Raw genomic sequence first — 13,437 nt, forward strand, 5'->3', positions numbered from 1 at the left:
TGTCTGTTGTGGGTTAACCTATGCTACAATGGCAACAGAACGTATGAATCAAGGAGCTGACTTTAACGTGACTGAAGCAAATTCAATGAATGAACAGGAAATGAAGGCATATATTGCAGAGAAGACGAAGGCAAGCGAAGCGAATATCGCTCTTGTCCTGAAGCACGAGCAGGCGTACATTAACAAGGCGCATGAAAATGCCAAAGGCGACGTGGATATCGACGGTGACGATCTGGCCGACTACATTTTGAGCCGCAAAGATGTAAAGCTGGATGAACTAACCGTTGAAGGCATACTGGATGCTGAAATGGACTACTTGATGGAAAAAGGTCTCGCAGGCTACGTGGATTAAATTTAAATCAATCTATTAAAAAAATGACCTCAGCCTCCACGTTATTGTGGGAATTGAGGTCATTTTGGATTGTACACTCGGAAATACCTTTTAAAGCGTCAGCCAAGTTAGGCTAGCCCCATTATTCTTATTGACCCATCATACCGCCATCGACAGTATAGAGCGAAGCGGTGACATACGAAGCTTCTTCGGACAACAGGAAGTTCATGATGGCTGCGACTTCTTCCGGTTCACCATAGCGGCCCATCGGAATTGCGGATACGGTAGCGGATTGATAATCTTCCACATTACCGGAGTTTGCTTCGATTTGACGCATCATGCGGGTATTAATGGTGCCTGGCAATACCGCGTTAACCCGAATACCATGAGGCGCGAGTTCATTCGCTGCTGTGCGGGTGAGGCCAATCACGGCATGTTTGGACATAATATATGGAGATACGGCTGGAGCACCCATCAGACCTGCGAGGGAAGAGGTATTCAGAATCGCACCAGATTTTTGTTTTTTCATGACAGGGATGACGTTCTGCAAACCAAGGAATACGCCGCGCACATTGACGTTATATACGAGGTCGAGCGCTTCAACGCTCAGATCCTCGATCAGTCCGGTTGGACCTTCAATGCCGGCATTGTTGGCAAAATAATCGATACGACCAAACGTATCAAGTGCTTGCTGCACATAGTTTTTCACGTCGGCTTCTTGAGATACGTTTGCTTTCACTGCAATGGCGTGCTCTTTGTCGAGTTTCAGATCCGTGATGGTTTGCTGGATGGCTTCTTCGTTCAGGTCGACCAGCACCAGATTAATTTTGCGTTCAGCAAGGCGGCGTGCCAATTCTTTACCGATGCCTCCGGCTGCTCCTGTAATAACGGCTGTTTGGGTATATGATGTACTCATCATGTATTCGCTCCTTATAAAATGTAATCAGGTGAACTGTGAGTGAACATTCAACCTGTGGTCTATCGTTCCTATCTCAATGTTAAGATATACATAGAAATGTGACAATCATCATTGACAGCGCATATGTCAGCTATCGGACAGAGATGTAAGCGGTGTTCATTTAGGTTACAATAATGGACAGAGGAGGTGGAAATGTTGATTATTGAACACCCTCAGGATCGGAGAGCACGAAGAACGCAGGATGCCATCATTGCTGCGGCGGTTTCTTTGATATTGGAAAAGGGAGCTGAAGCCGTCACGATTCGTGACATTACGGAGCGGGCAGATTATAACCGGGGAACGTTCTATTTACATTTTCCTGGAAAACCCGAGCTATTGCAATTCATTCTGGATGATTTCATGCAGGGCGTGGGACAAGCTTATGCATCACCTTACGCGGAGTTAAAAGAAGTGGATATGACGGCATTGCTGCCATCAACGATGCCTGTATTTGAATATATCGAAGCGCATCAGGATATCTTTCGAGCCTTGATGACGATGCATGGGGATATGGGAACGAGACTCTGCAATATGTTCAGAACATATTTAACCGAGGATTTTGTATTGGTGACCGAAGACAGCGACTACACCATTAATTACGATATCATGCTAAGTTACCTGGTATCTGCGACCGTTGGTGTGATTATGCACTGGGCAGAGATTGGGTTCAAGTATTCTGCCCACTACATGGGGGAGCAGCTGACTGCGCTAATTAACATCAAACCGACCCGTCTCCTGATTGAACCAGGGCAGAGGGGTCGGACCATTCATGAACGCATGCTTCAGGACTAAATAGCGTGCCCGGTTCTCTTATTCCCAGGGATAACTAACGGTGAGGAAGTCGGCGAATTTTTTACTTTCTTCCCGCCGTTGTTTCCGCATGGCTGCCCGAGCTGGAGCAGTCTCGTATAATTTCTTCTCTTCCTCCGTCTCCGGAATGATGCGAGGAACAATGAGTTTACGGTTATTTTCATCCAAAGCGACAAAGGTAAGGAATGCGGTCGCCGCAATCTTTTTCTCCCCCGTCTTCAGATCCTCGCGGATTACCTTAACAAAAATCTCCATTGAACTTCGTCCTGTCCACGATGCGAAGGATTCCAATGTTACCGAATCCGTCGGATTAATCGGATACAGGAAATCCACCGAATCGGTCGAAGCCGTGACGGTATTGACCCGGCACAACTTGGATGCGGCGATGGATGCAATGTCATCGATGTAGGACATGAGTTTGCCGCCAAACAAGGTATTATGGTTGTTTACATCGGTTGGAAATACTCTTGCCGTCTTGAAACAACGTGTTTCGCGCACATACTTTCTCTCCACTTGATCTGATTCCGTAGGTTTAGGTATCTCTCTCATTCTTTGTAGTCCTCCTGACAGTATGGCTAATGGACGCTGCAAGATATGCCGCGTCCATCCTCTCTATATGTTATTTCTAGTATAGGTGTCGGTCACTTCTTCCTCGCCATCAGGAACCAGTTCAAAGCGCAAGCCAAGCGCAAAAGCCACCTTCTGGAGCGTATCGAAGCGCGGAATCTGCGCGGAGCTCTCCAGACGGGCAATAGCCGACTGCTTGAGTCCTGCTCGTTCACCGATATTATCGGAAGCTAAGGCGCTTCTAGCGTCGACGACATGCCGTCTGATGTACCAATATAATAGACTGTCATACACTGTTACATTTCGAATCCTTTTTTGTGAATAATCAGTCGTAACGGATTTTAATGTTTTATGCGTTAGCTTCAGTGACGCTATTGGAAGCGAATGCAGACCACTTTGCATTTACACCACTGGAACAATGGAATGAGATGGTATAATCACCACCGCGCATACCTTGCGGATAATCCGCCGTGCTTCTCCAAGTATATGCTGCTCCCGGCTTAACAGTAGCTGCAATATACTCTAATCCTGATGAGTGTGTCATCGTAACAGTTAGATTGCTTGTTCCATTGTTTAGGAAGTAGAATTTACCATGTCCGTAACCAGCTGGAACCGAGAAATAAGCGGGGACGATGGAAGTAGCAGCGCTCACAGTTGTGAGCGGCTGTTGGTTACCAACAGAGAACGGAGTAACAATTGGTGGCGTTGTCTCATCTGCCGGATTTGCTTGGACGCTATCAGCGCTAACTACTGCTGGAATCGCCAAAGTTGCGGCTAGTGCTAAGGATAAAACTGCCGATCTTGCTTTGTTTCTCATTTGTTATAAACTCCCTCACCTAGTAGAATGTCGTATATGACATGTTAATATTATACTTTTTTTCAGAAAAAGAAATAAAAAAATGGTAAAAAGTAAAAAAGAAGCTGTATCCCTATTCAAGTGAAGCATGATTCAAAAAAACCGCCAGGCGCGGACCGGCGCGCTGGCGGTTTGATGCTGTATATTAAGCCTTGGGTCTGAAAATGCCAGCCGGCTTGCCGATGGGCAAGAACGTATAGCCGAAGTGAGCGTTCAGTACGGAAGCACCTGTGCCGTACAACGACACGATTCCGATTCCCATTTCAGCATAAGCTGCGATGGTATGGAAGATATGAGGAGCTACGCCGAAAGCGTCAAAGGTCAGGCCAAGGAACAGGAAGTCAATGAGAATGAAAATGATGAGCAATACTTTGTTGGCTTCCACGGCACCCAGCGTCATGAACAGGGTGAACACGAGGTATCCGGCAAAAGCAAATCCGAGCTGCTTGCCATCTGCCTGTTCCGCAAGAGTGGAGCCAAACACGCCCATTTTGATCAGCCAGTTGGCACCCATCGCGAACCAGAAGAATGCGTATGCGCCGAAGGCAGTTGTACCGAAGGTATTGTTGCGTTTGGAATCTTGAATGCAAGCGAACAGCTGCGCAAAGGCACCGAGGAAAATCGCCCAAGGAATAGCGTAGCTAAGGCCGTCTGTAATGCCAAGCTTTTGGGAGGAAGCGACAAGAGTGACGATGGCCAACCCAAATAATCCCATCGCGCTGGGATCGGCGTTTATGATTTTGACTTTAGTCTGTGAATCGGTTTGCATGGTGTTGATGAGCCTCCAAATAATCAAATCAGGATGATCCGTTCGAACTGAACCGTCCTCTATACTTCGTATTTCGTATCCGCCTGGTCCGGACACACACATCGCCCTATTGTACCTGAATGTATTTCGTATGAAAAGGGATTTTATTACCTTTTGGGGCATTATCCCTTCCCTTGTAAGGCTTGTGTTAGAGATCAAGAACGAAGAGATCGGTTTTTTGGTGGAAAAAGACGGAAAATTACATGTTCATTCCCTGGAAGAAGGGATAGTATCGAGGGGAAATGAAAACCTTTGCCTCAAAGTTTACTGATGTGAAGCATTAAAGAATTTGAAAATTAAAAATTAAAGAGGTGATCCGTTAATCAAAAAGTAGTTCTTTTTTTAAACGACAAAATGCAAGCGCTTACTTATGGGTTGTACCATCGTTCTGGCTTTAATCATTCTATGATGAGGAAACGAAAGGATGGGTGTTCATGATCGCGAAGACGCGGCAGGTTGGTTTGGTTTTGCTCCTATGGGTATTTACAATTTCCAGTCTGGGGTGGGGAACAATGTTTGGCACACCAACAGCAAGTGCAGCCGTATCGGCTGATGAAGCTGCCGGTGGAGGCACTTATAAATTCGATTTTGGTTCAGGAGCTGTTGCGAATGGATATACAGGTGTGGACGCAACGTCTGCTTATTCGGCGGAACGTGGCTATGGATTCACCGATGTATCCAAGGTAACGGTACAGGATCGGGGTACAAGTGATCCGATAAAATCCGATTTTGCCAAAATCGCCGATGGGAGCGGATTTAAGGTGGATTTGCCGAACGGTGATTATACCGTCTCCCTTGTCGCTGGCGACAGTGCAGGCAACACAGATATTGCGATCAAAGTGGAGAGCATGAACAAGGTTCAGCAGAATACCAAGCCAGCGGGTGAATATCTGGAGATGAGCTTCGATATTGCCCTGGTGGATGGGCAGATGAACTTTGAATTCTCCGGAACGGCCGCTAATATCAATGCGCTCGTGATCACCAAACAACAGGAACGCGAGGCAGGGAATAAACCTGCTGTGTACCTTGCGGGTGACTCCACGATGCAGACGTATAATCCATATTGGGAGCCCCAAGCGGGTTGGGGACAAATGTTCCCGTCCTTTTTCAGTGGTGCCGTGGAGATTAAGAACCATTCCATTGGTGGACGCAGTTCCAAATCCTTTATTTTCGAAGGCCGATTGGATGAGATTCTGCGCCTCATTCGTCCGGGAGATTATCTATTCGTGCAGTTCGGACACAATGATGCAACGATCAGTGTTCCTGACCGTTATGCTTCACCCGCCGATTACAAAAACTATCTGAAAACCTACATAGACGGCGTGCAGCAGCGGGGAGCTACCCCAATTCTCGTAACCCCAATGGGTCGCAGGGACTTTAACGCAGACACAGGCAAGTTCAATGTATCTTTCCCTGAATATGTGCAGGCGATGAAAGAGGTCGCTTCGGAGAAAAATGTGAAGCTGATTGATCTGAGCGCACTCAGCATTGCGTACTATGATTCCATTGGACCGGAAGCGACATTGTCTGTTTTCCTCCATGTATCACCAGGCATCTATCAGGCGTTCCCGAACGGGGCAACGGATAATACACACTTCCAGGAATATGGAGCGATTCAGATTGCCCGTCTGGTTGCAGGTGCGGTTCGTGAGCTGGATCTGCCGTTATCGGAAGCGGTTCAGGATGCTGAAGTTCCAGCTGAATTGCCTGCCAAACCTGCTGGATTGAAGGCAGGCAGCATTAGCAACGCCGGAGCGGTATTAAAATGGACGGCGGATGACACCGCAGACATCTACAAAGTATACCGTAAGCTCTCAACAGAGCCGGAAACTGCCTACAAACTGGCAGGAACGGCAACCGTACCTACTTTAACGCTAAGCGGTTTGGTTGAAGGTAAGTCGTACACGGTTCGAGTAACGGCTGTGAATGGCCGCGGCGAATCCGATCCTTCGGATGAAGTCAGCTTCACCACCAAATCGGCAACGTATCGATATGACTTTGGCCCGGTAGGTTCTCCGGTTGCTGAAGGGTATACGGAAGTCAATCGGAATACGCTGTATACGCCAGAACGCGGTTATGGATTAACGTCTTCCGCCAATATGGCGGATCGGGATCGTGGCAGTGCGACGGATAACCTGCGTCGTGACTTCGTGATCTATTTTAACGGATCATATGAATTCAAAGTGGATCTTCCGAATGGTACCTATTCGGTCAAGACGTACACTGGGGACTGGATTGGGTCAGCAAAAACCAACATCAACATCGAAGGCAAAGATTATGGAACCGTATCCTCCGGTGCTCAGAATATTGCCGAAAAAGTGATCAATCAGATTACCGTGCAGGACGGGCAGATGAATCTGGTCTTCAGTGGGGCTACGGCGCATCTCAACGGACTTGAGATTACACCTGTATTGGTGGCCCCTTCCAATCTGAAACTGAATGGCCTGGATCTGGAGAGTGATCCGATCACGGCTGCATTGTCGTGGAATGCTATTGCCGATGACGTACAGTATAAGGTATACCGTCAGTCAACTGGAGCGGCCAAGGCCGAGCTGCTGGCAACCACGGATGCAACAACCTATACCGATAATAAGATTGACCTGGGCATGAATTATGTATATACGGTAACGGCTGCGGATCGTACAGGTACGGAATCGGTAGCATCCAATGCATTGCCTGTATCGACGATTGATTCATCTGTAGACAAGGCAGAGGTCCCTTCAGGTCTGTCGTTACAAAGCATCAACAAAAATGACGTCTCCATCACTTGGACGGAATCAACAGGAGCGCGTGCATACCAAATCTATCGTGCTGTGAAGCAGGATGGACCGTATGATCTAATCGCTCGCACCAAGGAGACGGCATACACAGACTCCACCATTCTCAGCACCATTCCTTATTTCTATAAAGTGGCGTCTGTGAATGCGGGAGGGGTATCGGAACTTTCGGCTGCACTCGAAACACCAGTAGCAACGACGCTGAATCGTGAAATGGAGTATCTGGACCGTGCTCCGGTCGCTGTAAAAACAGAGAACGGCAACTATATCGGCTGGCGCATGCTAGGCTTGGATGCCGAGACCATTGCTTTCAATCTGTATCGGGATGGTGTGAAGCTTAACGATGAACCGATAACGGGAAGCACCAACTTTACGGATGCCGAAGGCACCGATGCGTCCAAATACCGGGTCATGACGGTAGAAAACGGCATTGAAAAAGCGGCAACGAAGGAATTCGGCGTTTGGCAGGAGCAATACCTGTCTGTACCTCTGCAAAAGCCTGCTGATGCCTATACGAAAGACGGGCAGCCGTATTCGTATTATGCGGGTGATGCCAGCGTGGGCGATGTCGATGGTGATGGCGAATATGAGATTGTTCTGATGTGGTCGCCAAACAACGGCAAGGATAACTCCCAATCCGGATATACCGGTATTGTCTATATGGATGCCTATAAGCTGGATGGAACAAGATTGTGGCGAATCAATATGGGGCCGAATATTCGTGCGGGTGCGCACTACTCTCCATTCCTGGTTTATGACTTCGATGGTGATGGCAGAGCCGAACTGATGATGCGTACCGCAGATGGTACCGTCGATGGACAAGGAAAAGTCATTGGAGACGCCAATGCAGACCACCGGAACAGTTCCGGTTACGTTCTGCTTGGTGATGAATTCCTGACGGTGTTCGATGGTGAAACCGGAGCAGCACTGGATACGGTGGAATATGATCCGCCGCGTGGAGATGTTGCTTCCTGGGGCGATGGCTATGGAAACCGGGTGGACCGTTTCCTGGCAGCGGTAGCGTATCTGGATGGCGAACATCCAAGTGCCATGTTCAGCCGTGGATATTATACGCGTACTGTGTTGGCATCCTACAATTTCCGTGATGGAAAGATAAGCAAAGTATGGCGTTTTGACTCAAGCGACGATGGCTACGGCGAGTATGCAGGCCAAGGGAATCACAATCTCTCGGTTGCAGATGTGGATGGCGACGGTAAGGATGAGATTACATTTGGTGCGATGGCCATCGACGATAATGGCAAACCGCTCTACAATACGAAACTCGGTCATGGCGATGCCATGCATCTGAGTGATCTGGACCCGACACGTCCAGGACTGGAAGTGTTCGACGTACACGAACATAAAGATTCTAAGTATGGTATGGAAATGCGCGATGCGGCTACAGGTGAAATCCTCTGGGGTGTGTTCACAGGCATCGATACCGGACGTGGCATGGCTGCCGATATTGATCCGAACTATCCGGGAGCTGAGGTATGGGCTGCAACCATTACCAATGCTGAGCATATTCCAATCACCGGGCTTTACAGTGCTCAGGGGGAACTGATCACGACGAAGATTCCATCGTCCACCAACTTCGGCATCTGGTGGGACGGTGACCTGCTGCGTGAGCTTCAGGATGATATTCGTATCGACAAATGGGATTATGAGAACCAAACGACAGTTAATCTGCTGACGGCAACAGGTGCAGCTTCGAACAATAGCACCAAAGCGAACCCGAGTTTGCAGGCAGATCTGTTTGGAGACTGGCGTGAAGAAGTGATGTGGCGCAGTCAGGACAGCTCGGAATTACGCATTTATACGACGACAGATGAGACGGATGTGCGTATTCGCACGTTGATGCATGATCCAGTCTACCGCCTTGGGGTAGCTTGGCAAAATGTAGCCTATAACCAGCCGCCACATACCGGCTTCCATCTTGGAGTAGGCATGGAGCAGCCAGCGGCACCGAATATTCGTTATGTAGGTGGTCCGCAAGAAGTAGAAGATACGACACCTCCGGTCATTACAGGCATGCCTGCGGAACAGATGAGTGAAGAGGATGTACTCCAAGTTGATGTGAAGGCAGAAGATCCGGAGTCCGGGATTACTCTTCTGGAGTTGACTTGGGACGGTGAGGCCGTAGAACAGGGTGATGAGATTGCACTGACGGGTCTGGTGGGAAAACACACCTTTACAGCCAAAGCAGTTAACGGCGCGGGACTCATCACCGAGCTTTCCGTGGAAGTGACAGTCATCGCCGCAGACCAAGCCACAGGTGCACCGGGTGTACCTTCCTTGTCCGACGATAACCAACATGGCGACGGTTTGGCGGATGGAACATACACCATCACCATGAATATGTGGTGGGGGAATAACGGTACACAGTATAAATTGTATGAGAACGGTGAACTGATCGATACGCAGAAGCTCACGGCTTCAAGCCCTTCTGCCCAAAAGGCATCCACGGATATTTCGGGTCGGGTAAACGGTACGTATGTATATACTTGCGAACTAATCAATTCAAAAGGGACGACCGAATGCGCTCCGCATACCGTAATCGTTCGTGATGCAGCACCAGGGAAGCCGGTGCTCTCTCATGACAACTGGGATGGGGATGGAAACTACACGATTACGATGAATATGTGGTGGGGCACAAATGCCACCTCCTATCGTTTGTCTGAGAACGGTCAAGAGGTCGACAGCCAACCGTTGGCTGCAGCATCTCCGAATGCACAGACAGCAACAGCAGTGATCAAAGATCGTGCACCTGGCGAGTATGAGTACGTTGTGGAATGGATTAACGAAAGTGGATCGGTTTCTAGCGAAGTCATCACAGTGAAGGTCACACATTGATTAAAGTGATTTAACGATAAAGCACCTCTCTATCGATATAGGGTAACCCCTTGGGTAAGCCTTAGATAGAGAGGTGTTTTTTGGTTTTTTCAACATACACAATAATGACACAACTGTTTGATTATGAAGTTAGTGGGGAAAATTTGCTCGTGAAATTGTATTCCAACCTTCAATTAGGCGTTGCAGAGCCATTTTCGGATCGTCTTCTAGGGATAGCTATAGAGACTTTCAAAAATTGGAGAAGGATACAAAACATCCATGTGAACTATGCCATATGTTAATCCAACTATAGATTGACAGGAAAACCTAAAATGTAACACAGAAATAGGGAGGGATTAGACGCGATGGTTATGAGTTTGGAATTGAAAAATCAAATAGAGAAAGCCAGACATAACCTTCATATGTTGGTAGAGCATAACGAGGGTAGATTTGGACATCCCGATGTGCTTCAGCAGTCCATGGTACTGGATGAATTGATCAATGAGTATAATCGAATGCACTTAAGCAAGCCGAGGGCTTGATGGATATAGATGAGCTTTTTTTGCATGCGCACATGATAATAGCTGGAATAGACAGCAGGAAGAACGAATGCTGTATCATTCCAGTTCAATCATGAGCGCATGTTTTTTTTTGTTACTCCTCAATGCAACAGCCGCTTGGCTTCCAGATAAAGTACCTGAACGAACTTTTTGGTATTAATGCGGGTCTGAGACAAGGAGGGCTCCACATTGTTTTGTAGTTCCAGCATTTTCTTGCGAATCTCCGTAAAGTCAAAGAACTTCGACGCGTAATTCTCAAACTTCGGATGTGTGTAATCCGTGAGTCCGAGCGATACGACATGGCTTAATGTTTGGAAAATTGCACGGCGAACGCGCTGCTCAGATGCTTTAATCTCCTTCGTTACTTCCGCTGGTGAGGCATCGGAACCCAGTTTGCGTATGGCTACATTCTGGAAGATATCCTTAAGTGATGGGAACGTGTATGGAGAGAGCTTATGCTCCTCCGTTTCAATCTGCTCCAGGTATTCCAGCATGTCCAGCAAATCTCTGCTGCCCGCTTCTCCGATCATGCCCATCTCGGATAGCAGGAAATGTCCTGCGGTCGTAATTGTTTTGTCGGGGGCTGGTGTTGAAGCACGTTCGGAAGATTGCAGTCTAGACAGTCCTTGCAACGTACGCTGAATATCTGCGATGGATTGCTGCATACGCAGACGCTCGTCCACCAGACGCAGAACAGACAGGATCTCCAGCCGATTAATCGGCTTCGTAATATAATATTCGATGCCAAGCGAATAGGCTTCCCCGATCATATTTTTCGACTCAATCTGGGAGATCATCACGATCTTGCCATCGAACCTTCCTTCAAGTGCACGTATCGTCTGAATCCCGTCTCGCTGCGGCATGAGCAAATCAATCAGCAGTACATCCACCTTATGCAGCTCCAGCAGTTCAGCATGAATATGAGCCCCATCTTCGGCTTCTCCCACAATCTCACCGAGCCCCTCATCTTCAATAATATCCATCAGCATGGATCGAATCCCAGGATCATCATCCACAATAAAATAACGCATTTCCGTGTCCTCCTTTCTGATTAAGTTAACTCCTATATATTCCGTTCTCTGCATCTATAAATGATCTTTCCCTGCTATTAATGTCCCCTATTATCATACTTGGTTGTATATCCTGATGTGAAGACCCGTGCATGCTAACAAATATGTCAGATAAAGTGACAGTGAATGGATAAACGTTGCTTATTTATAAAAAATTTAAATGTTTCTGTGTAGGTATTTGTCGGTTTCCGTAGATGCCCCTGTAGTATAGGTAACATCCGAAAATGTGGATTCCGAGATATGCAGAATGGTACAAACGATCTCTTAACCTATCGTACTTCAGCACAAAACGGTCCGTCTGAGGCGATAGAACTGCATGCCTTTATGAAGTAGTATGAGAATTTTTCGCTCAGTCATACAGCTGGGGAACGCTTTTTAACGAACCATCAACGAAAAGGGGCATTGCCAATGGAGCAAACAATACAAGATATTATTGCAGTTTTCAATGATTTTCTATGGTCCAAGCTGTTAATCATCTTGTTGGTCGTATGTGGTTTGTATTTTACGACCAAGACCCGGTTCATGCAATTCCGCATGATTGGAGATATGGTGAAAGTGCTCAAGGAGCCAAAGAGCAAGGAGCCCGGCAAAATTTCGCCGTTTCAGGCATTCTGTATCAGTATGGCAGCGCGCGTGGGAACCGGGAATATTACAGGTATTGCACTGGCAATCGCACTGGGGGGACCAGGGGCTGTATTCTGGATGTGGGTTATCGCGATTTTTGGTTCAGCTTCGAGTTTTGTGGAGAGTACACTTGCTCAAATTTATAAAATCAAAGATAAGGGCGGATTCCGCGGGGGTCCTGCTTATTATATGGAGCGTGGCCTCGGGAAACGATGGATGGGGATATTGTTCGCAATTCTCATCACGTTGTCGTTCGGTTTGGTCTTTAATGCTGTGCAGTCCAACACGATTACAGTCGCATTCAAAAATTCATTCGGTATCGATCGGTTGACGGTAGGTATTATTATGGCCGTTGTGTTTGCGGCAATCATCATGGGTGGTGTTAAACGGATTGCCAAGGCGTCCGAATACATCGTCGTTGTTCTTGCTGTGCTGTATATTGGCGTGGCTGCATTTGTTGTTCTGTCGAACATCACACAGCTTCCGGCCATGATTGCGCTGATTGTGAAAAATGCCTTCGGCATTGAACAGGTCGCTGGTGGTACACTTGGAGCCGCGCTGATGAATGGTGTCAAACGTGGTTTGTTCTCCAATGAGGCGGGTATGGGTAGTGCGCCGAATGCTGCCGCTACGGCGGATACAACACATCCGGTCAAACAAGGGCTTATTCAGGCGTTTGGCGTGTTGACGGATACCTTGGTCATTTGTACAAGCACGGCCATGATTATTTTGCTATCAGGTGTATACAAAGGTTCCAATCTGGGTGGAATTGAATTAACTCAAGCGGCATTAAGTGTGCATATGGGTTCATGGGCGTCCGGATTTTTGGCAGTCATGGTGTTCCTGTTTGCCTTTAGTACGCTCATCGGGAATTATTACTACGGGGAGACCAATATTGAGTTTATCAAATCCAATAAAGGTTGGCTGTGGGTATATCGTGTGTGTGTTATCGCGATGGTGCTGTTCGGTGCCGTTGCCAAGGTCCAGCTGGTATGGGATTTGGCCGACCTATTCATGGGGCTGATGGTTGTGGTGAATCTGATTGCCATCCTGATGCTGTCCAAGGTGACATTCGATGCGCTGAAAGATTACAAGAAACAAAAGGCCGAAGGACGTGACCCGATCTTTACTCGGGACCGTATTCACATTCCGGGCGAAGTGGAATGCTGGGAGTCGGAGGCCGAGGTAGTAGGAACAAAATGAAGTGAAGTTGCTAAATAACGAAGAAATAACGGATACAAATA

Annotated in this window: 11 protein-coding genes; 5 read left to right on the forward strand and 6 right to left on the reverse strand. The window is 47.6% G+C overall.

The window, feature by feature from the left end; all coding sequences use genetic code 11:
- Nucleotides 1-28: 28 nt before the first annotated feature.
- Nucleotides 29-352: a hypothetical protein gene (locus tag AC4PM4_RS09910; RefSeq protein ID WP_231952847.1), complete on the forward strand. Its 324-nt coding sequence runs from the start codon at nucleotides 29-31 to the stop codon at nucleotides 350-352.
- 127 nt (nucleotides 353-479) lie between these two features.
- Here the strand turns inward: AC4PM4_RS09910 and AC4PM4_RS09915 are convergent, their stop codons facing one another.
- A complete protein-coding gene (locus AC4PM4_RS09915) occupies nucleotides 480-1,247 on the reverse strand; it encodes an SDR family NAD(P)-dependent oxidoreductase (protein WP_063567763.1) in 768 nt (255 codons plus the stop codon).
- 195 nt (nucleotides 1,248-1,442) lie between these two features.
- On the opposite strand from AC4PM4_RS09915, the gene AC4PM4_RS09920 reads away from it, so the two are divergent.
- Nucleotides 1,443-2,081, forward strand: a complete 639-nt coding sequence (locus AC4PM4_RS09920; protein WP_491613492.1) for a TetR/AcrR family transcriptional regulator — start codon at nucleotides 1,443-1,445, stop codon at nucleotides 2,079-2,081.
- Between the two features lie 18 nt (nucleotides 2,082-2,099).
- On the opposite strand, the gene AC4PM4_RS09925 is transcribed toward AC4PM4_RS09920, so the two are convergent.
- From AC4PM4_RS09925 to AC4PM4_RS09940, 4 genes are all read right to left on the reverse strand, one after another.
- Nucleotides 2,100-2,612 carry an acyl-CoA thioesterase gene (locus AC4PM4_RS09925; protein WP_379438109.1) on the reverse strand — a complete coding sequence of 171 codons (513 nt, stop codon included), beginning with the start codon at nucleotides 2,610-2,612 and terminating at the stop codon, nucleotides 2,100-2,102.
- Nucleotides 2,613-2,711: 99 nt separating this feature from the next.
- Nucleotides 2,712-3,068 carry a helix-turn-helix domain-containing protein gene (locus AC4PM4_RS09930; RefSeq protein ID WP_491613493.1) on the reverse strand — a complete coding sequence of 119 codons (357 nt, stop codon included), beginning with the start codon at nucleotides 3,066-3,068 and terminating at the stop codon, nucleotides 2,712-2,714.
- On the reverse strand, nucleotides 3,016-3,483 hold the full coding sequence (locus AC4PM4_RS09935) for a hypothetical protein (protein ID WP_063567766.1): 468 nt from the start codon (nucleotides 3,481-3,483) through the stop codon (nucleotides 3,016-3,018). Before AC4PM4_RS09935 ends, AC4PM4_RS09930 begins: the two co-directional genes overlap by 53 nt.
- Nucleotides 3,484-3,667: 184 nt before the next feature.
- Nucleotides 3,668-4,291: an acetate uptake transporter gene (locus AC4PM4_RS09940; RefSeq protein WP_063567767.1), complete on the reverse strand. Its 624-nt coding sequence runs from the start codon at nucleotides 4,289-4,291 to the stop codon at nucleotides 3,668-3,670.
- Between the two features lie 473 nt (nucleotides 4,292-4,764).
- Here AC4PM4_RS09940 and AC4PM4_RS09945 point away from each other — a divergent pair, with 473 nt between their 5' ends.
- Nucleotides 4,765-9,960, forward strand: coding sequence for a rhamnogalacturonan lyase family protein (locus AC4PM4_RS09945; protein WP_491613494.1), 5,196 nt, complete (start codon nucleotides 4,765-4,767; stop codon nucleotides 9,958-9,960).
- 344 nt (nucleotides 9,961-10,304) lie between these two features.
- Entirely contained in the window at nucleotides 10,305-10,481 is a 177-nt protein-coding gene (locus AC4PM4_RS09950; protein ID WP_053782597.1) for an aspartyl-phosphate phosphatase Spo0E family protein, read from the forward strand.
- A gap of 119 nt (nucleotides 10,482-10,600) precedes the next feature.
- Here the strand turns inward: AC4PM4_RS09950 and AC4PM4_RS09955 are convergent, their stop codons facing one another.
- Nucleotides 10,601-11,530, reverse strand: a complete 930-nt coding sequence (locus AC4PM4_RS09955; protein WP_491613495.1) for a response regulator — start codon at nucleotides 11,528-11,530, stop codon at nucleotides 10,601-10,603.
- Between the two features lie 447 nt (nucleotides 11,531-11,977).
- Between AC4PM4_RS09955 and AC4PM4_RS09960 the strand changes: the two genes are divergently transcribed.
- On the forward strand, nucleotides 11,978-13,396 hold the full coding sequence (locus AC4PM4_RS09960; protein WP_063567770.1) for an alanine/glycine:cation symporter family protein: 1,419 nt from the start codon (nucleotides 11,978-11,980) through the stop codon (nucleotides 13,394-13,396).
- Nucleotides 13,397-13,437 lie beyond the last annotated feature (41 nt).

It is taken from the genome of Paenibacillus sp. MDV22-iso6 (genome assembly GCF_058408365.1).

Bases quoted from the DNA above. Each gene is read 5' to 3' on its own strand.
- AC4PM4_RS09955 (WP_491613495.1), bottom strand. From the start codon at position 11,530: ATGCGTTATTTTATTGTGGATGATGATCCTGGGATTCGATCCATGCTG.
- AC4PM4_RS09915 (WP_063567763.1), bottom strand. From the start codon at position 1,247: ATGAGTACATCATATACCCAAACAGCCGTTATTACAGGAGCAGCCGGA.
- AC4PM4_RS09960 (WP_063567770.1), top strand. From the start codon at position 11,978: ATGGAGCAAACAATACAAGATATTATTGCAGTTTTCAATGATTTTCTA.
- AC4PM4_RS09910 (WP_231952847.1), top strand. From the start codon at position 29: ATGGCAACAGAACGTATGAATCAAGGAGCTGACTTTAACGTGACTGAA.
- AC4PM4_RS09940 (WP_063567767.1), bottom strand. From the start codon at position 4,291: ATGCAAACCGATTCACAGACTAAAGTCAAAATCATAAACGCCGATCCC.
- AC4PM4_RS09930 (WP_491613493.1), bottom strand. From the start codon at position 3,068: ATGCAAAGTGGTCTGCATTCGCTTCCAATAGCGTCACTGAAGCTAACG.
- AC4PM4_RS09935 (WP_063567766.1), bottom strand. From the start codon at position 3,483: ATGAGAAACAAAGCAAGATCGGCAGTTTTATCCTTAGCACTAGCCGCA.
- AC4PM4_RS09945 (WP_491613494.1), top strand. From the start codon at position 4,765: ATGATCGCGAAGACGCGGCAGGTTGGTTTGGTTTTGCTCCTATGGGTA.
- AC4PM4_RS09950 (WP_053782597.1), top strand. From the start codon at position 10,305: ATGGTTATGAGTTTGGAATTGAAAAATCAAATAGAGAAAGCCAGACAT.
- AC4PM4_RS09920 (WP_491613492.1), top strand. From the start codon at position 1,443: ATGTTGATTATTGAACACCCTCAGGATCGGAGAGCACGAAGAACGCAG.